Here is an 18,173-nt window from a genome sequence, read left to right on the forward strand (position 1 = left end):
CCTTCGGATGGTAGGTCGCCCCGGCTCGAGGTCGGGTGAGGGATACCGCACAGTGCGTCCCGACCGGTCGACGGGAGGTGAACGGTCGGGCACGATCTGTCGACTTCGGTAAACGTCCGCCGCGTCGGCTTTCGCATCGGGCGTCGGAACCAGCAAGATAGGGGGGTTGTGTCCCAGCCCCCCTCGATTTCCCCCGGTGGCTTTTCTGTGACTCAGATCCCGACGTGGAGCGGCGGACAGGTAAGTCCCGCCAGCGGACGAGCAGCGCCCGGCACCACCATCGGTGACCGGTACTCGCTGCGGTCCGCGGTGGGCAACGGCGGCATGGGCACGGTCTGGCGTGCCACAGACACCCTGTTGCGCCGCGACGTAGCGGTGAAGGAGGTCGTCCTGCCCCCGGGCCTGGCGCCCAGCGACCGCGACGCCATGTACGAGCGGACGCTGCGCGAGGCCCGCGCCGCCGCCGCCATCCAGCACCCCGCCGTGGTGCAGGTGTACGACGTGGTCACCGAGGCCGGTCGGCCGTGGATCGTGATGGAGCTGCTGGACGCCCGCAGCCTCGCCGACATGGTCATCGAGGACGGCCCGGTCGCGCCCCGCGCGGTCGCCAAGATCGGCATCGCGCTGCTCGGCGCGCTGGAGGTCGCGCACGCCATCGGCGTCCTGCACCGCGACGTCAAGCCGGCCAACGTGCTGATCTGCTCCGACGGCCGCTGCGTGCTGACCGACTTCGGTGTCGCCCGGATGCCCACCGACGTGCAGCTCACCACGCCCGGCATGGTGCTCGGCTCCCCGCACTTCATCTCGCCCGAGCGGGCCATGGGCCAGGAGTTCGGTCCGCCGAGCGACCTCTTCTCGCTGGGTGTGACCCTCTACACGGCCGTCGAGGGGCGTCCACCGTTCGACAAGGGCGACCCGATCGAGACGATGCACGCCGTCGTCGAGGACCCGCCGGCCCCGCCGCAGCGCAGCGGCCCGCTGACCCGGGTGCTGATGGGCCTGCTGGAGAAGGACCCGGCCCGCCGGCTGGACGTGCACACCTCCCGGGGCATGCTGCGGGAGCTGCTGGCCGGCCCGCTGGGCAGCACCGCCACCGCCGTGCACTCGGTCACCGACCCGTACGCCGTGGTGCCGGTACAGCAGCGTCCGGCGCCCGTCCACCAGCCGGCCCAGCCGGAGTCGAAGTCGGACAACCAGATCGGTGGCCGGGCCATGCTCGCCCCGGACGAGTCGCTGACCGACCGGTTGGCCGCGCTGCGCCGGGGCGAACGTCCGCAGCCGGCCGGCGCGAATGCCGCCGCCGCCCTCGACGAGACCAGCGCCGACGCGCTCGCCGGCCCGCTGCACACGCCCACCGGCGCGATGCCCGGCCAGGGTCGCCCTGCCGCCGGGCGCACCTACGGCGGTAGCGCGGACGCCACCCAGCGGGTGGACGCCGGGGCGCACCCCGACGCGACCCAGCGGGTCACCTACGGCAACCGGCCCGAGGCCACCCAGCAGGTCGGCTACGGGGCGCCGGAGGCCACCCAGCGCATCGGCGGCACCTACGGCGGCGGCAACCAGTGGTCGGTTCCGGGCACCGGCCAGCCGTGGACGACGACGCCACCCCCGGCCGCCGGCGGCGGCAGTGCCCTGGACAAGGTCCGCGCGACCGGTGGTCAACTCGTCACCACGGTGAAGGGCTGGCCGCGCAAGGTCCAGCTCGCCGCAGCCGGTGGCCTGGCCGTACTGCTGCTGATCAGCATCGTGGCGCTCTCCGGCGGGGACGACCCGGAGCCGAGCGCCCCGCAGGCGCAGCCGACCCCGTCCGCCCCGGCGGGCCCGGCCGTCGAGATGCAGGAGCACACGGCCCGCGGCATCCAGGTGATGGTGCCGAAGGGCTGGAAGAAGGCCACCGGCGGCTCGTACACCGACTACATCGACCCGGAGGACGACGGGCGCAAGATCCGGATCCTCACCGAGAAGTGGACCGGGACGCCCACCCGCTGGGCGGAGAGCGCGCAAAACTTCCTCCGCACCAAGAGCACCAGCTGCAAGAAGCCGTACGAGCAGGTGGCCATCGCCGAGCAGCAGTTGGCGGGCAGCCCGGGCGTCGAATTCGAGTACACCTGCGGCTCCGGTGGCGAGATGCGCCACGGGGTGTGGCGCGCGGTCGTCAAGGACGGCAAGTCGTACTCGTTCTACCTCTCCGCCACCGAGGACGCGTTCGCCGAGAGCAAGCCGATCTTCGACGAGATGGTGAAGACGTTCCAGCTCACCGGAAACGGCTGAGCCGGAGGGAACCGACAGCGGTGATCCGCCGTCGTGCTATCAAGGGGCATGGCGGCGGACACCACTGACATCGACGACATTCGCGAGCAGGCTCGGCGCTGGCTGGCCGACGATCCCGACCCGGCCAGCCGGGACGAGCTGACGGCGGTGCTCGACGGGCTGCCGGCGAGCGCCCCGGAGCTGGCCGACCGGTTCGCCGGCCCGCTGACCTTCGGCACGGCCGGCCTGCGCGGTCCGCTGCGCGCCGGCCCGAACGGCATGAACCTCGCCGTGGTTACCCAGGCCGCCGCCGGCCTGGTCACGTGGCTCGCGGCCCAGGGCGGAACCGGCCCGCTGGTGATCGGGTACGACGCCCGGCGCGGCTCCCGCCAGTTCGCCGAGCGCACCGCCCAGGTGGCGACCGGCGCCGGCCGGGCGGCGCTGCTGCTCCCCCGCCCGCTGCCCACCCCGGTCCTCGCGTACGCGGTGCGTCAACTGGGCGCGGTGGCCGGCGTGATGGTCACCGCCAGCCACAATCCACCCCAGGACAACGGTTACAAGGTCTACCTCGGCGCGGAGCTGGGTGGTGAGCTGGGCGCCGGCGCGCAGATCGTGCCGCCGGCCGACGCCGGCATCGAGGCCGCCATCCGGGCGGTCGGCCCGCTGACCCAGGTGCCGCTAGGGCGGGCCGGCGAGGTGCTCGGTGACGACCTCGTCGCCGCGTACGTCGAGCGGGCCACCGCCGTGATCGACCCGGACGGGCCACGGGACCTGTCCGTGGCGTACACCCCTCTGCACGGGGTGGGCGCGGCGGTGCTCACCGCGGCGTTCGCACGGGCCGGTTTCCCGATCCCCGGCGTGGTGCCCGACCAGGCGGAGCCCGACCCGGCGTTCCCCACCGTCTCGTTCCCGAACCCGGAGGAACCGGGGGCCGTCGACCGGCTGATCGCGCTGGCCGACTCCACCGGCGCGGACCTCGCCATCGCCAACGACCCGGACGCCGACCGCTGCGCGGTGGTCGTCCGGGCGGGCGCGGCGGCGAGCGCGAGGAGTGAGCTTGCGAGCCCCGCAGTCGGGAGCGAGGACCAGCACAGCTGGCGGATGCTGCGCGGCGACGAGGTGGGCGTGCTGCTCGCCGACCACCTGATGCGGCGCGGCGTGACCGGGCTCTACGCCACCACCATCGTCTCGTCGTCGCTGCTCCGGGCGATGTGCGCGGCGCGGGGCCTGCCCTACGACGAGACGCTGACGGGCTTCAAGTGGATCGTGCGGGCGGGCGGCGGAAGCGCGCCGCTGGTCTTCGGTTACGAGGAGGCGCTCGGTTACTGCGTCGCCCCGGAGCACGTCCGGGACAAGGACGGCATCACGGCCGCGCTGACGGTGGCCGAGCTGGCCGCCGGCCTCAAGGCGCAGGGTCGTACGCTGACCGACCGGCTGGACGAGCTGGCCGCCGAGTTCGGCGTGCACCAGACCGACCAGCTCTCCGTACGGGTCGACGACCTGCGGGAGATCGCCGAGGCGATGGCCCGGATCCGGGCGGCCACCCCGGGCACGCTGCTGGACCAGCCGGTCGACAGTGTCCGGGACCTGCTGCCCGAGTCGGACGTGGTGATCCTGCGTACCGCGTCGGCCCGGGTGGTGATCCGCCCCTCGGGGACCGAGCCGAAGCTCAAGGCGTACCTCGAAGTGGTGGAGCCGGTGCCCGACGGCGATGTCGCCGCCGCCCGGAGCCGGGCCGGCGCGGCGGTCGCGCGGCTGCGGGCCGACGTCGCCGCCGCGCTCGGCATCTGACCGCGACCGCCCCACCCACCTGTCCCGGTCCCTTTGCTCTGCTTCAGCGGAGGCAACAGCCGGCAGCCGTTTGTGTTGCGTGGGTTGAAGCAGAGCAAAGGGAGCAGCGGAGGTGGCTGGCCCCGGCGGTCAGGCGCGCTTGCCGAGCGCCTGGTCGACGGCGATGCCCAGGGCGGCGACGACCAGGCCGACCGACGGGCGGACGACCGAGTCGTCGGTGCTCACCTGGCCGGAGAAGCCCGCCCCGGTGGCGATCTCCTCCAACCGGCGGCGGGCGTTGGCGGCCTCCTCGCCGCTCACGCCCAGCGCCGACTCCATCCGCAGCACGACGACCAGGGTGGCGAGGGCGGCGGTCCGCTCGTCCGGGGCCGCCGCGCCGGCCAGCGCCTCGGCGAGCCGCCGGCGGGTGTCCGCCTCGACGGAGGTGTCCACCACCGGGTAGCGGTGTACGTGGATGAAGCCCAGTTCGGTCTCGTCGACATCGCGGACGACACCCTGGGCGCACAGGTCACCGAGGATCTTGTCGCGCAGGCCGTGGCGCAGGCGCTGCACCCACGACGCCGGGGTGTGCGGGGTGTCGGCGGCGATCCGGGCGAGCACCTCGTCGGCGACCGGCTCGCCGGTGGGCGTCGCGTCGACCACGGTCAACGACCCGTCCGCGTACGCGATCCGGCCGGCCAGTGCCAGCTCGACCAGCACCGCGGCGGCCATGCCCAGGTCCAGGCTGATCCGCGGCATGGTCGCCTTGCCGGTCGAGTCGTCGTAGGCGAGGAGCAGCAGCTCCTCGGCGAGCGCAACACCAGTCATGGCCGGAGACGGTAGCGGGTCCGCGCACCACCGCGCACGGACCCGCCGGACCCGGCACCGACCGGGTGTCACGCTCAGAACCGGGGCATGCCACCGAACTGGCGGTCGCCGGCGTCGCCGAGCCCGGGGACGATGAACATCTTGTCGTTGAGGCCCTCGTCGATCGAGGCGGTGACCAGGCGCAGCGGCAGGCCGGAGCGCTCCAGCCGATCGATGCCGACCGGCGCGGCGAGCACGCAGAGCACGGTGATGTCGGTGCAGCCCCGATCGGCCAGCAGCCGACAGGAGTGCTCCAGTGAGCCGCCGGTGGCGAGCATCGGGTCGAGCACCAGCACCGGCAGGCCGGCCAGGTCCCGGGGCAGCGACTCCATGTAGGCGCGCGGCTCGTAGGTCTCCTCGTCGCGGGCCAGGCCGACGAAGCCCATCGACGACTCGGGCAGCAGGCCGAGCGCGGCGTCCGCCATGCCCAGGCCGGCCCGCAGCACCGGCACCAGCAACGGCGGGTTCGCCAACCGGGTGCCCTCGGTGCCGGTGACCGGCGTCTGCACCGGGTACCGCTCGACGGGGAAGGTGCGCGCCGCCTCGTACACCAGCATGGTGGTCAGTTCGTGCAGCGCCGCCCGGAACGTCGAGGAGTCGGTGCGCGCGTCCCGCATGGCGGTCAGCCGGGACTGGGCCAGCGGGTGGTCAATGACGTGTACGTCCACGATCGCTCAACCTACCCGTCCGGTCGGCGTGCCGGTGGGGGTGCTGGCGGACCGGCGACCTCGCTCACGCCCGCAGCCACCGTGACCAAGATCACTCAGCGGTTCCGTGCGTAGACTTCTCGGCATGACGGCGACAACGACGTCGGCCCGGTCGGACCTCTCCGAGCTGGGACGATCCGAGACCGCTCTGCGGACCTTCCTGCACGGCCTGCCCGGCGTGGACCAGGTCGGCGCGGAGCAGCGGGCGGCACAGCTCGGCACCCGCTCCATCAAGACCACCGCCAAGGCCCAGGCGATCGACCTGGCGATCCGCATGGTCGACCTGACCACCCTCGAGGGCGCGGACACCCCCGGCAAGGTGCGCGCGCTGGCCGCGAAGGCGCTGCGCCCGGACCCGGCCGACCTGTCGTGCCCGCACGTCGGCGCGGTCTGCGTCTACCCGGCGATGGTCCCGTACGTCGCCGAGGTGCTGCGCGGCAGCAAGGTGCACCTGGCCAGCGTCGCCACCGCGTTCCCGTCCGGTCAGGCGCCCGTGGAGATCAAGCTCGCCGACACCCGGGCCGCCGTCGAGGCCGGCGCCGACGAGATCGACATGGTGATCAACCGGGGGGCGTTCCTGGCCGGGCGGTACAAGGAGGTCTACGACGAGATCGTGGCCACCAAGTCCGCCTGCGGAGACGCGCACCTCAAGGTGATCCTGGAGACCGGCGAGTTGGCCACCTACGACAACGTCCGCCGGGCGTCCTGGCTGGCCATGCTGGCCGGCGGCGACTTCATCAAGACGTCCACCGGCAAGGTCCCGGTCGCGGCGACGCTGCCGGTGACCCTGGTCATGCTGGAGGCCGTCCGCGACTTCCGCGCGGCCACCGGACGGCAGGTGGGCGTGAAGCCCGCCGGCGGCATCAAGACCACCAAGGACGCGATCAAGTACCTGGTGATGGTCAACGAGACCGTCGGCCCGGACTGGCTCGACCCGGACTGGTTCCGCTTCGGCGCGTCCAGCCTGCTCAACGACCTGCTGATGCAGCGCACCAAGCTGACGACCGGCACCTACTCCGGTCCCGACTACTTCACCCTGGACTGATAGCCGATGTTCGAATACGCCCCCGCCCCCGAGTCCCGCTCGGTGGTGGACCTCAAGCCCGCGTACGGGCTGTTCATCGACGGCACGTTCGTCGACCCGACCAACGGCGGCAGCTTCAAGTCGATCAACCCCGCCTCCGAGGAGGTGCTGGCCGAGGTCGCCGAGGCCGACGCCGAGGACGTGGAGCGTGCGGTCAAGGCCGCCCGCAAGGCGTACGACAAGGTCTGGGGTCCGATGTCCGGCCGCGACCGGGCGAAGTACCTGTTCCGGATCGCCCGGCTCATCCAGGAGCGCTCCCGCGAGCTGGCCGTGCTGGAGTCGCTGGACAACGGCAAGCCGATCAAGGAATCCCGCGACGTCGACCTGCCGCTGGTCGCCGCGCACTTCTTCTACTACGCCGGCTGGGCCGACAAGCTGGAGCACGCCGGCTTCGGCGCGGCCCCACGGCCGATCGGTGTTGCCGCGCAGGTCATCCCGTGGAACTTCCCGCTGCTGATGCTGGCCTGGAAGATCGCCCCGGCGCTGGCGGCGGGCAACACGGTGGTGCTCAAGCCCGCCGAGACCACCCCGCTGACCGCGCTGCTGTTCGCCGAGATCTGCCAGCAGGCCGACCTGCCGGCCGGCGTGGTCAACATCGTCACCGGCGCCGGCGACACCGGCCGCGCGCTGGTCGAGCACCCCGGCGTGGACAAGGTCGCCTTCACCGGCTCGACCGAGGTCGGCCGGGCCATCGCCCGGTCGGTCGCCGGCACCCGCAAGAAGCTGACCCTGGAGCTGGGCGGCAAGGCCGCCAACATCGTCTTCGACGACGCGCCCATCGACCAGGCCGTCGAGGGCATCGTCAACGGCATCTTCTTCAACCAGGGACACGTCTGCTGCGCCGGCTCACGCCTCCTCGTCCAGGAGAACGTCGCCGACCGCGTGCTGGAGTCGCTCAAGCGGCGGATGGCCCAGCTCCGCGTCGGCGACCCGCTGGACAAGAACACCGACGTCGGGGCCATCAACTCCGCCGCCCAGTTGGAGCGCATCCGCGAGCTGTCCGACGCCGGCTCCGCCGAGGGCGCCGAGCGCTGGTCGGCGCCGTGCGAGCTGCCCGACCGGGGCTTCTGGTTCGCGCCCACCATCTTCACGGGCGTCACCCAGGCACACCGCATCGCCCGCGAGGAGATCTTCGGGCCGGTGCTGTCGGTGCTCACCTTCCGCACGCCGGCCGAGGCCGTGGAGAAGGCCAACAACACGCCGTACGGGCTGTCGGCCGGAATCTGGACCGACAAGGGCTCCCGCATCCTGTGGATGGCCGACCGGCTGCGCGCCGGCGTGGTCTGGGCCAACACGTTCAACAAGTTCGACCCCACCTCGCCGTTCGGCGGCTACAAGGAGTCGGGCTACGGTCGCGAGGGCGGCCGGCACGGGCTGGAGGGGTACCTCAATGTCTGAGCGGGTCGCCGTACGCAAGACGTACAAGCTCTTCATCGGCGGGAAGTTCCCGCGCAGCGAGTCGGGACGGTCGTATCTCGTGCAGTCCTCGAATGTGTCACTGGCCTCCCGCAAGGACGCCCGGGACGCGGTGGTCGCCGCCCGCGCCGCCGTGAAGGGCTGGGCCGGCGCGACCGCGTACAACCGGGGTCAGATCCTCTACCGGGCCGCCGAGATGCTGGAAGGTCGCCGCGAGCAGTTCGTCGCGCTGGGCATCGGAGGCGACGAGGTGGACGCGGCCGTGGACCGCTGGGTCTGGTACGCCGGCTGGGCCGACAAGCTCGCCCAGGTGTACGGCGGCGCGAACCCGGTCGCCGGCCCGTACTTCAACATCTCCGCGCCCGAACCGACCGGCGTGGTCGCGGTGGTCGCCCCGGAAAGCCCGGCGCTGCTCGGCCTGGTCAGCGTGATCGCCCCGGCGATCGTCAGCGGTAACACGGTGGTCGTGGCGGCGTCGCCGTCCGAGCCGCTGGCAGCGGTGACGCTGGCCGAGGTACTGGCGACGTCCGACCTGCCCGGCGGCGTGGTCAACATCCTGACCGGCGCGATCACCGAGACCGCGCCCACGTTGGCCTCCCACCTGGACGTCAACGCGATCGACCTGACCGGGGTGACCGACGCGTCGCTCGCCACCGAGCTGGAGGTCAAGGCGGCCGAGAACCTCAAGCGGGTACTCCGACCGGCCCTGGCCGACCATGACTGGACCGCCGACCCCGGGGTGACCCGGATGACGGCCCTGCTGGAGACGAAGACGGTGTGGCACCCCAAGGGGGTGTGATCGCGGCCTCTTTGGTTTTCCGGGGGAGCCCGCCCACTCCGGGCGGTCAGGCTTGATCCCTGCGTGGGCGGGCTCCCCCCGGAAAACCTGACGTTGGCCACGCCCGTCGGGTGGGTCAGCTTGCGGGTGCCGCCCGACGTTGAGTCGCCGGTCAGCGGGCGATCGGGCGAGGCCGGCGGCGCGCGGTCGGCGCGGCGCGGCGCGACCGACCGCCGACCGGCGCGGCCGGCTGCGCGACCGGGGCGGCCGGGGCGACCGGGGCGACCGGGGCGGCCGGATGTGCGGTCATGATCTGCGCAACTTCAGGGATGTTGCTGTTTCCGAGGCGCCGGAGGCAGCAACATCCCTGTTCTTGTGCGGAACTTGCACGGTGGGCCGCGGCGGGGCTGCGGCGGTGACCAGCGTCCGGGCCGCCCGGGGGTGGGGTCTACTACCGGGGGTAGGATTGGGCTGTGACTCGGTTGGGCGATCTTGAGCGTGCGGTGATGGACGTGCTGTGGGACGTGGTCCCGGGCACGTCGGACGGTGTGACCGTGCGCGAGGTCGCCGACGCGCTCGATGGCCGCGAACTGGCGTACACGACGGTGATGACGGTCCTCGACCGGCTCGCCGGCAAGGGCATGGTGCAGCGTGAGCGGGAGGGCCGCGCCTGGCGGTACCGGCCGGCGGCCAGCCGCGAGGCGCACATCGCACAGCTCATGCTCGACGCCCTCGACCTGGGCGGCAGCCGGGACGCGGCGCTGGTGCGCTTCGCCCGATCGGTGACCGGCACCGAGGCCGAGGTGCTGCGGGCGGCCCTCGGCAGCGAGGCCGGGCTGACCGGACCGGGTGCGACCGGCAGCGAGGCCGGACTGATGGACCGGGTTGATCCGCCGGCGGGCCGACGGCCGGCCGACGAGACAGCGGAGCGGTAGGCCCGCCATGGCCTACGCCGTGCACTTCGCCGCCACCATGCTGGCCTGCTATCTGACCGCGCAGGTGCTGGCCCGTTCCACCTGGACGTGGCGCAGCCCGCGGGTGGCGATCGTCTGCTGGCAGGCCGTCGGGTTGGCGTTGGGCCTCTCCGCGATGGGGCTGCCGATGGCGCTCGGGCTGGCCGCGTACGACCGGCCCACGGGGAGCGCCCTGCTCGCCCTGACCAGCGATCTCGCCCACGGCACCCTGCCAATCGGTGTGACGGCGCTGCACCTCGCCGGCGTCGGGGTGGGCTTCGGCATCGGCGCGGTGCTCGTCACCACGACCGTCCGCAGCATCCACGGCACGATCCGCGCCCAGCGCCGGCACCGGGACCTGCTCACCCTGGTGGCCCGGGACGACCCGGCCGCCCCGGGCGCGCTCGTCCTGGATCATCCGAGCGCCGCCGCGTACTGCCTGCCCGGGGTGAAGCCGCAGGTGGTGGTCAGCGCGGGCACGCTGAGCCTGCTGGACCGGGCCGAGCTGGCCGCCGTGCTCTCGCACGAACGCGCCCACGCCCACGAACGGCACGACCTGGTGCTGCTGCCGTTCACCGCACTCTGCCGGGCGCTGCCGTGGTTCGGCTGGGTCCGTGACGCGCACGAGCGGGTCGCCCTGCTGGTCGAGATGCGCGCCGACGACAAGGCCCGCGAGCTGCACGCCGAGGCCCCGCTGGCGGGTGCGCTGCGTCGCTTCGCGGCCGCCGGGCACCGGGTCACTCCGGCCGGCGCGCTGGGTCTGGGCGACCGCGATCTCGACGTACGCGTCCAGCGCCTCCTGGTCGCCGACCGACCGCCCCGCGCCCTCGGCGCCACGGCCCTGGCAGTAGCCGCGATCCTGGTCTCCCTCCCGGTCACCCTCTTCCTGACCTAACCCCCACCCCACCCCACCCGCCACCCCAGCGCCCCGCCCCAAATTCGCGCCGATCTTGCACTTTCTGTTGTTGATACGGGCGGTTAAACCCCTTTTGTGACCGCAGAAAGTGCAAGATCGCGGGGGGTCTGGGGGGGCGGGGGTCTGGGGTGATCTTGGGGGCAGTGCGATCTTTATTACTACGGGTCGTAGTAGTATTAATAGGTAGCTAGGCTACGTGTAGGGTTGCTATGACAAGGGAGCCAACAGCTAGGAAAGAGCCGGCCATGGACACGCTGCTCCTCGCTCGCCTCCAGTTCGCCACCACGACGTCGATCCACTTCCTGTTCGTGGTCGTCACGCTCGGGCTCGTCACCCTGCTCGTCGGCATGCAGACCGCCTGGGTGCTCACCGGCAATCCGAAGTGGGAGCGACTGACCCGGTTCTGGGGCCAGCTCTACGTGATCAATTACGTGCTCGGCATCGCCACCGGCATCGTGATGGAGTTCCAGTTCGGGCTGAACTGGAGTGGCCTGTCGCGCTACGTCGGCAACGTCTTCGGCGCTCCGCTGGCGATCGAGACACTCGTGGCGTTCTTCCTGGAGTCCACGTTCCTCGGCATGTGGATCTTCGGCTGGCACCGACTCGGCAAGGGTGTCCACCTGGCGCTGCTGTGGGGCGTGGCGCTCACCGCGTACGCCTCGGCCTTCTGGATCATGGTGGCGAACTCCTGGCTGCAACACCCTGTCGGGTACGAGGTCCGCGACGGCATCGCCCACCTCACCGACTTCGGCGCGCTGCTCACCAATCCCAGTCTCGGCATGGCGTTCGGGCACGTGGTCTCCGCCGCGCTCCTGGTCGGCGGGATGCTGATGGCGGCGGTCAGCGCGTGGCACCTGATCCGACGTACGCCCGACTTCGCGCTCTTCCGTACCTCGCTGCGGATCGGCCTGGTCACCGCGGCGCTGGCGATCAGCCTCGTGCAGGGCTTCGGGTTCGCGCAGTTCGGGCCGGTCGGCGCCGTACAGCCGACCAAGTTCGGCGGGAACAGTCCTGAGGCGCAGGCGCTGATCGGCGAGTGGACGACGCGGTTCGGCCCCGGCGACTACACCCCGCCGGTCCTGGCCAGCGTCGGGCTGGGCTTCATGATCCTGATCGGCTTCACGCTCGGCTGCGTCTGGTTCCTGCTGCCGCTGCTCTTCCGCGACTGGATCATCCGGCTGCGCTTCCCGCTCTGGCTGATCCTGCTCGGCGCGCCGCTGCCGTTCGTCGCGGTGATCCTCGGCTGGATCGCCCGGGAGGTCGGCCGCCAGCCCTGGGTGGCGTACGGGCTACTCCCCACCGAACAGGCCGTCTCCGGGGTCGGGGCGCCGGTGATGCTCACCTCGCTGATCGGCTTCAGCCTGCTGCTGGGCACCCTCGCCGTCACCAACTGGGTGCTGCTCGCCCGGCACGCGGGCCGCGGCGCCGCCGACCCGGCTCTCGGCCGCCCGCCGGCACCACCCACCGAACCGGCCCAGCCGGAACCCGTGCTCGCCTGAGGAGATCACCCGTGGACCTCGCCTGGTACGCCCTGCTCGGCCTCTTCTTCGCCAGCTACCTCGTGCTCGCCGGCTACGACTACGGCGTCGGACTGCTGCTCGCCCGGGGCGGCACCCCGGCCGGACGGCGGGCCGCGCTCACCGCACTCGGGCCGTTCTTCCTCGGCAACGAGGTCTGGCTGGTCGCCGCCGTGGGCATCCTGTTCGGCGCCTTCCCGGTGCTGGAGGGCGAACTGCTCGCCGGCTGCTATCCGGCGGTCGCCGGCGCGCTGGTCGGGGTCGTCCTGGTCACCGCCGGGGTGCAACTGCGGAGCCGACCGGGCGACGAGCGGGTCCGCACCCGATGGGACCGTGTGATCGTGGTCGGGAGCGCGCTCGCCGCGCTGGGTTGGGGCGTGGTGCTGGCCGCGCTGTTGCAGGGCGTACCCCGCCAGGCCGACGGGCACGTCGCCGGGGTGTCGCACCTGGCCACCCCGTTCGCCGCCGCCGCCGGGCTGGCCGTGCTCGCCCTGGTCGCGGTGCACGGTGCGACGTTCCTCACGCTGCGCCTGCCTCCCGACGCCGCCGCCGTGGCCGGACGCACGGCCCGCCGACTGGTGCCGGTGGCACTCGCCGCGGTCGGCCTCGCCACCGTCGTCGGCCTGCTCTCCGGCCGGGTACGCGACGCCGTCCAGCGACCGGCGGTGGCCGTACTCCTGCCGGTGTTGCTGGTGGCGGCGCTGCTGGCGGCCCGGACGGCGCTGGCGCGGCGGCGGCCGGGGTGGGCCCTGGTCGCCACCGGCGCGGCGCTGGCGCTGCCGGTGGCGCTGGTCGGCGCGGCCCTGTGGCCCTACGTGCTGGTGTCAACGGCCGACCCCGGTGCCTCACTGACGGTGGCCGACGCCGCCGCCAGCGCACCGACGTTGCGTCTGCTCGGCTGGGTGGCGCTGCCGCTGCTGCCGGCCCTACTAGGCTTCCAGGCGATGTGCTGGTGGGTTTTCCGGGGACGGACCGACGGTAGGGCACCGGTGTACTGGTGAACCGCCGTCCGTTCGACCCGCGTCTGCTGCGTCGGGTCCCTGCGGCCCGGCGCGATCTCGCCGTGCTCGCGCTCCTCGGCGTGGCCGCCGCCGCGTTGATCGTCGCGCAGGCCACCGCCCTCGCGGCGGTGCTGGCCACCGCCTTCGACGGGCGCCTGAACCGGCCGGCGCTGGCGGGTTTCGTGCTCGCCGTCGCCGCCCGTTCGGCGCTCGTCTGGGCGCAGGGCACGGCGTCCGCGCGGGTCGCCGCCACGGTCAAGGCCACCCTGCGGGCCGACCTGCTCGGCGCGGTGGGCCGGCACGGGCCGGGCTGGGTGGCGGGGCAACGGGCCGGCGAGCTGGCCACCCTCACCGGGCGCGGGTTGGACGCGCTGGACGCGTACTTCACCGGATACCTGCCGCAGCTGGTGCTCAGCGTGACGGTGCCGGTGGCGGTGCTGGCGCGGATCGTCCTCGCCGACTGGAGCTCGGCGCTGATTATCGCGTTGACGCTGCCGCTGATCCCGGTCTTCGGCGCGCTGCTGGGCTGGCAGGCGCAGTCCGCCACCGAGCGGCAGTGGCGACGGCTCGCCCTGCTGGGCGGGCACTTCCTGGACATGGTCGCCGGGCTGCCGACCCTGCGGGCGTTCGGTCGGGCCCGGGCACAGACCGAGGTGGTGCGCCGGATGGCCGACGGGCACCGGGTCGCCACCATGAAGACGCTGCGGATCGCCTTCCTCTCCGCGCTGGTGCTGGAACTCGTCGCCACCCTCTCGGTGGCACTGGTCGCGGTGCCGGTCGGCATCCGGCTGCTCGGCGGCGGGCTGGCCCTGCACACCGCGCTGCTGGTGCTGCTGCTCACCCCGGAGGCGTACCTGCCGCTGCGGGCGGCCGGCAGCCGCTTCCACGCCAGCATGGAGGGGCTGACGGCGCTGGACGAGGCACTCACCGTCTCCGCCGCGCCGGCCACCCCCCGCGCCGCCGAGGGCGCGGCCGTCCCCGACGGGCGCGGTGAGATCCACCTTGAGGCCGTGACAGTGGCGTACGAGCGGACCACCGCGCTGCGCGACGTGACCCTGACCATCCGACCCGGCGAACGGATCGCCGTCATCGGGCCCAGCGGCGCCGGCAAGAGCACCCTGCTCGGTCTGCTGCTCGGCTTCGTGACGCCGACCGAGGGCCGGGTCACCGTGGACGGGGTCGACCTCGCCACCGCCGACCTGGACGCCTGGCGTCGACAGCTCGCCTGGGTACCGCAGCGCGCCCACCTGTTCGCCGCCTCGCTGACCGACAACATCCGGCTCGGCGCTCCGGACACCCGAGCAGAGGCGGTCGCCACCGCGGTGCGGGACGCGGCCCTGGACGACGTGGTCGCCGGCCTGCCCGACGGTCTGGACACGCTGCTCGGCGAGCGCGGCCACGGACTCTCCAGCGGGCAGCGGCAGCGGGTGGCGCTGGCCCGGGCGTTCCTGCGGGACGCACCGGTGGTGCTGCTCGACGAGCCCACCGCGCGGCTGGACACGGCCAGTGAGGCGGTGGTGCTCGACGCCACCCGCCGGCTGGTCGCGGGCCGGACCGCGCTGCTGGTCGCGCACCGACCGGCGCTGCTCGCCGACGCCGACCGCGTCCTGCGCGTCGAGGACGGGCGGGTCACCGAGCTGACGCCCGAGCCGACTCCGGAGGTGACCCGATGACCACCGTGCCAGAACCGGTGGACCCCGGGCCGGACGCCGACGCCGTACCGACCGGGCGGGTCGCCGCCGAGCGCGCCGTCCTGCGGCTGGCCCGCCCGTACCTGGGTCGCCTCGCCGGCGCCGGACTGCTCGCCGCCGCCACCGAGTTCGCCGGGCTTGCCCTGATGGCCACCGCCACGTGGCTGCTGATGAGCGCCGCCGGCCGGCCCCCACTGGACCGCCTCACGGTGGCGATCGTCGCGGTCCGGGCCCTCGCCATCAGCCGGGGTGTCTTCCGGTACGCCGAACGGCTCGCCGGGCACGACGCGGTCCTCCGCATGATCACCGACGTGCGGGCCCGGGTCTTCGCCACCCTCGCGGCCCGTCGCCACACCGGGCACCGCTCGGGGGACGTCCTGAGCCGGCTGGTCTCCGACGTCGAGGCGGTCCAGGACCTGCTGCTGCGGGTCCTGGTGCCCGGCGCGGCGGCGGCCCTGGTCGGGGTGCTGGCGGTGTTCGGGGCGCTACTGATCTCCCCACCGGCCGCCGGTGTGCTCGCCGTCGGCCTGGTCGTCGCCGGTGTGGCGCTGCCGACGCTGGCCACCGTGGTCACCCGACGCAGCGCGGCCGAGGTGGCGCCACTGCGTGGCGCGCTGGCCACCGACGCCGTCGACCTCACCCACGGCGCCGCCGACCTGGCCGCGTTCGGGGCGACCGACGCCGCGCTGCGCGCCGCCGAGCAGCGCGCCGGCCGGCTGGCTCGCCTGGAACGCCGGTTGGCGGCCACCGGCTTCGCGGTGGACGCGGTCGGGGTGCTGGTCGCCGGGCTGACCGCCGCCACCGTGGTGCTGGTCGCGTTGGCCGCCGACGTACGGGGTGTCCTCGTCGGGGTGCTGGCCGTCGGCACCCTCGCCGCCGTGGAGGTGGCGCTGGCCCTGGTCTCGGCCGCCCGGCAGTGGACCCAGTTGCGGCCCGGCCTGGCCCGGGTCGCCGCCCTCCTCGACGCCAACCCGCCCGCCCACTCGCCCTCCACCACCGGGGTGGAACCGTCCGGCCCGCACGACCTGCGCTTCGTCGAGGTGAGCGTGCGGTACCGGGCCGGCGCAGCGCCGGCGCTGGACCGGGTGAGCCTGGACCTGCCCGCCGGCCGGCGCATCGCTGTCGTCGGCCCCAGCGGCGCCGGCAAGAGCACCCTGGCCGCGGTGCTGACCGGTACGGTCCGCCCCACCGCCGGCCACGTCACCCTGGCCGACCGTGACCTGTCCGCGTACGGCGAGGAGGAGTTGCCCCGGGTCGTGGGCGGGCTGCTCGCCGAGGCGTACGTCTTCCACGCCACCGTCCGGGAGAACCTGCTGCTCGGCCGGGCCGGCGCGAGCGAGGCCGAGCTGACCGGGGCGATGACGGCCGCCGGCCTGCTGGACTGGGTCCACGCCCAGCCGGCCGGCTGGGACACCCTGGTCGGCGAGGAGGGCGGCCAGCTCTCCGGCGGTCAGCGGCAGCGGCTCGCGCTCGCCCGGTCCCTGCTCGCCGCGCCGCCGGTGCTGGTGCTCGACGAGCCCACCGAGGGGCTGGACCCGGCCGCCGCCGACGCGGTGCTCGCCTCCGCCCTCGCCGCCACTCCCGCCGGGCACTCGGTCCTGCTGATCAGTCACCGGCTCAGCGGGCTGGCCGGCCTCGACGAGATCGTCGTCCTCGACGGCGGTCGGGTGATCCAGCGGGGCCGGCACGCCGAGTTGGTCGCCATCCCCGGCTGGTACCGGGACCAGTGGCTTCTCCAGGCAGCGGCGGAGCGCGGGTACCTGGCGTTCGCGCCCTCAGGGCCTGTTTCATAAGAACTGGCCGGCCTGCGGCGGGCCCGGACGACGACCAGCGGCGTTGCGGTGGCGTCCGGATACAACACCGGTATCCGAACGCCACCGCGCCTTGCCGGATCGCCGCCCGGACTCCACCTCACCCGGAGGTCCTCACCCATTTCAAGATCTACGCCCTGTCACCAACGTCCATGGACAGAACACCTAGGTGTCTCGGGGACGGACCAGGGTTCTCCCCGACGTGGACGCTCGCACGCCCGTGGCAGGGTGGTGGCATGCGGCATGCGGACGACTTCCTGGTCGAGGAGCACCTGCGGGACCTGGGGTCCCGGTTGCAGGGCCCGGCGCGGTTGAAGTCCGAGCTGTTGACCGAGGCGCGTCACGACCTGCTGGACGCCGTCGACGCGTACCGCGAAAGGGGTGTGGCGCCCACGGAGGCGCAGCGCCGGGCGGTGGCCGAGTTCGGCGCGCCGGCGCAGGTGTTGCCCTCCTGGCAGGCGGAGCTGGCGGTGGCCGCCCTGCGCGGCCTCTCGCTGCGGATGCTGGCCGTGGCCGGGGTCCTGGTGGCGGCCGGCGACCTCACGTGGCGCGGGTCGAGCTGGAGCGCCGGCCCGCCGCCGCCTGCGGTCTACCAGCTGCTGTCCGCCTCGGTCGACTGGATCTGGGTCGGCGGGCTGCTGCTCGCGGTGACCGGCCTCCTGGTGATCTGGGCGAGCGCACGGTCGTCGCGACCCCACCTGGCGGTGGCGCAGCGAGCGGTGGGCATCGGCCTGACCGGCACGCTGGTCCTCGGCATGGCGGCCGGTGGCGCCCTCTTCGTCTGGTCGATCGACCTGTGGGACGCGGCGCTGACCTGGCCGCCGATGATCGTCGGCATGGTGGTGGTGGGTGCGGCGAACTTCTCGCTGAGCCGCGCGGCGCGCGGCTGGGTGCGGGCCACCGCACGCTGACCCGGTCGCCGCTCAGGCGGGGGTGACGGGCGGGTCGCCGGGGTCGAGGAAACGACCGACCGTCAGCCGGAACTCCTGCCACCCGGCCCGCTCACCGGCCAGCGCGCGGCGGCCGGAGTCGGTGAGCTGGTACGTCCGCCGCTCCCGACCGTTGACGGTGCTCCAGGCGCTCGCCACGTGCCCGGCCCGCTCCAGCCTGCGCAGCGCCGGATAGATCGTGCCGGTGGGCAGGTCGAGGCTGCCGTCGCTGCGCGTCCGCAGGGACTCGATGATGGCGTAGCCGTGCAGCGCCCCCTGTTCGAGGACGGCGAGCAGAAGGGCGTCGAGGTGACCGTGCAGCGACTGGGCCTTCATGCGTAGCTACGCTACTTGTCCGGCGGCCGGTCCGCCACCATCGCGCACCCGCAGGTACGAGACGTTCCTCGGCCGGCCACCGGGGTGCGGGCTCCGGGCTTCCCGAGTCGCCGACTAGGGTATGTGCCCAGAGTCACTCGCCGGTCG

The 18,173-nt window shown here is 73.4% G+C and carries 17 protein-coding genes; 12 read left to right on the forward strand and 5 right to left on the reverse strand.

What is annotated here, in order from left to right:
- The first annotated feature begins 207 nt into the window (after positions 1-207).
- Positions 208-2,271, forward strand: a complete 2,064-nt coding sequence (locus tag ACIA3K_RS12870; protein WP_396800976.1) for a protein kinase — start codon at positions 208-210, stop codon at positions 2,269-2,271.
- Positions 2,272-2,319: 48 nt separating this feature from the next.
- The gene (locus ACIA3K_RS12875) at positions 2,320-4,041 is read left to right on the forward strand and encodes a phospho-sugar mutase (RefSeq protein ID WP_396800977.1); all 1,722 of its coding nucleotides are present in this window, start codon (positions 2,320-2,322) and stop codon (positions 4,039-4,041) included.
- Between the two features lie 43 nt (positions 4,042-4,084).
- Here the strand turns inward: ACIA3K_RS12875 and ACIA3K_RS12880 are convergent, their stop codons facing one another.
- From ACIA3K_RS12880 to upp, 3 genes are all read right to left on the reverse strand, one after another.
- Positions 4,085-4,174, reverse strand: a complete 90-nt coding sequence (locus ACIA3K_RS12880; protein WP_396801294.1) for a hypothetical protein — start codon at positions 4,172-4,174, stop codon at positions 4,085-4,087.
- Positions 4,171-4,848: a GPP34 family phosphoprotein gene (locus ACIA3K_RS12885; protein WP_396800978.1), complete on the reverse strand. Its 678-nt coding sequence runs from the start codon at positions 4,846-4,848 to the stop codon at positions 4,171-4,173. The genes ACIA3K_RS12880 and ACIA3K_RS12885 overlap by 4 nt, the downstream gene beginning before the upstream one ends.
- 74 nt (positions 4,849-4,922) lie before the next feature.
- A complete protein-coding gene (gene upp / locus ACIA3K_RS12890; protein ID WP_396800979.1) occupies positions 4,923-5,555 on the reverse strand; it encodes a uracil phosphoribosyltransferase in 633 nt (210 codons plus the stop codon).
- Positions 5,556-5,679: 124 nt separating this feature from the next.
- On the opposite strand from upp, the gene deoC reads away from it, so the two are divergent.
- From deoC to ACIA3K_RS12905, 3 genes are read left to right on the forward strand one after another with little or no spacing between them, the layout of a single operon-like run.
- Positions 5,680-6,639 carry a deoxyribose-phosphate aldolase gene (gene deoC / locus ACIA3K_RS12895; protein WP_396800981.1) on the forward strand — a complete coding sequence of 320 codons (960 nt, stop codon included), beginning with the start codon at positions 5,680-5,682 and terminating at the stop codon, positions 6,637-6,639.
- 6 nt (positions 6,640-6,645) lie between these two features.
- On the forward strand, positions 6,646-8,076 hold the full coding sequence (locus ACIA3K_RS12900; RefSeq protein ID WP_396800982.1) for an aldehyde dehydrogenase family protein: 1,431 nt from the start codon (positions 6,646-6,648) through the stop codon (positions 8,074-8,076).
- On the forward strand, positions 8,069-8,893 hold the full coding sequence (locus ACIA3K_RS12905; RefSeq protein ID WP_396800983.1) for an aldehyde dehydrogenase family protein: 825 nt from the start codon (positions 8,069-8,071) through the stop codon (positions 8,891-8,893). Before ACIA3K_RS12900 ends, ACIA3K_RS12905 begins: the two co-directional genes overlap by 8 nt.
- A gap of 151 nt (positions 8,894-9,044) precedes the next feature.
- Here ACIA3K_RS12905 and ACIA3K_RS12910 read toward each other — a convergent pair whose 3' ends face one another.
- Positions 9,045-9,182: a hypothetical protein gene (locus ACIA3K_RS12910; RefSeq protein WP_396800985.1), complete on the reverse strand. Its 138-nt coding sequence runs from the start codon at positions 9,180-9,182 to the stop codon at positions 9,045-9,047.
- A 163-nt stretch (positions 9,183-9,345) separates the two neighbouring features.
- On the opposite strand from ACIA3K_RS12910, the gene ACIA3K_RS12915 reads away from it, so the two are divergent.
- The 7 genes from ACIA3K_RS12915 to ACIA3K_RS12945 all read left to right on the forward strand — a co-directional run bounded on the left by ACIA3K_RS12915 (position 9,346) and on the right by ACIA3K_RS12945 (position 17,672).
- A complete protein-coding gene (locus tag ACIA3K_RS12915) occupies positions 9,346-9,807 on the forward strand; it encodes a BlaI/MecI/CopY family transcriptional regulator (protein WP_396800987.1) in 462 nt (153 codons plus the stop codon).
- A gap of 7 nt (positions 9,808-9,814) precedes the next feature.
- Entirely contained in the window at positions 9,815-10,720 is a 906-nt protein-coding gene (locus ACIA3K_RS12920) for a M56 family metallopeptidase (protein WP_396800988.1), read from the forward strand.
- Between the two features lie 266 nt (positions 10,721-10,986).
- Positions 10,987-12,240 (forward strand): cytochrome ubiquinol oxidase subunit I, encoded by a 1,254-nt coding sequence (locus ACIA3K_RS12925; protein ID WP_396800990.1) that lies wholly within the window; start codon positions 10,987-10,989, stop codon positions 12,238-12,240.
- Positions 12,241-12,251: 11 nt separating this feature from the next.
- The gene (locus ACIA3K_RS12930) at positions 12,252-13,259 is read left to right on the forward strand and encodes a cytochrome d ubiquinol oxidase subunit II (RefSeq protein ID WP_396800992.1); all 1,008 of its coding nucleotides are present in this window, start codon (positions 12,252-12,254) and stop codon (positions 13,257-13,259) included.
- Positions 13,256-14,932, forward strand: coding sequence for a thiol reductant ABC exporter subunit CydD (gene cydD, locus ACIA3K_RS12935; protein WP_396800993.1), 1,677 nt, complete (start codon positions 13,256-13,258; stop codon positions 14,930-14,932). The genes ACIA3K_RS12930 and cydD overlap by 4 nt, the downstream gene beginning before the upstream one ends.
- Positions 14,929-16,743: a thiol reductant ABC exporter subunit CydC gene (gene cydC / locus ACIA3K_RS12940; RefSeq protein WP_396800995.1), complete on the forward strand. Its 1,815-nt coding sequence runs from the start codon at positions 14,929-14,931 to the stop codon at positions 16,741-16,743. The genes cydD and cydC overlap by 4 nt, the downstream gene beginning before the upstream one ends.
- Positions 16,744-16,997: 254 nt before the next feature.
- Positions 16,998-17,672 carry a permease prefix domain 1-containing protein gene (locus tag ACIA3K_RS12945; protein WP_396800997.1) on the forward strand — a complete coding sequence of 225 codons (675 nt, stop codon included), beginning with the start codon at positions 16,998-17,000 and terminating at the stop codon, positions 17,670-17,672.
- A 12-nt stretch (positions 17,673-17,684) separates the two neighbouring features.
- On the opposite strand, the gene ACIA3K_RS12950 is transcribed toward ACIA3K_RS12945, so the two are convergent.
- Positions 17,685-18,026: a PadR family transcriptional regulator gene (locus ACIA3K_RS12950; protein WP_396800999.1), complete on the reverse strand. Its 342-nt coding sequence runs from the start codon at positions 18,024-18,026 to the stop codon at positions 17,685-17,687.
- Positions 18,027-18,173 lie beyond the last annotated feature (147 nt).

Origin of the sequence: Micromonospora sp. NPDC051543 (assembly GCF_044454415.1) — a bacterium.
Taxonomy (GTDB): domain Bacteria; phylum Actinomycetota; class Actinomycetes; order Mycobacteriales; family Micromonosporaceae; genus Micromonospora.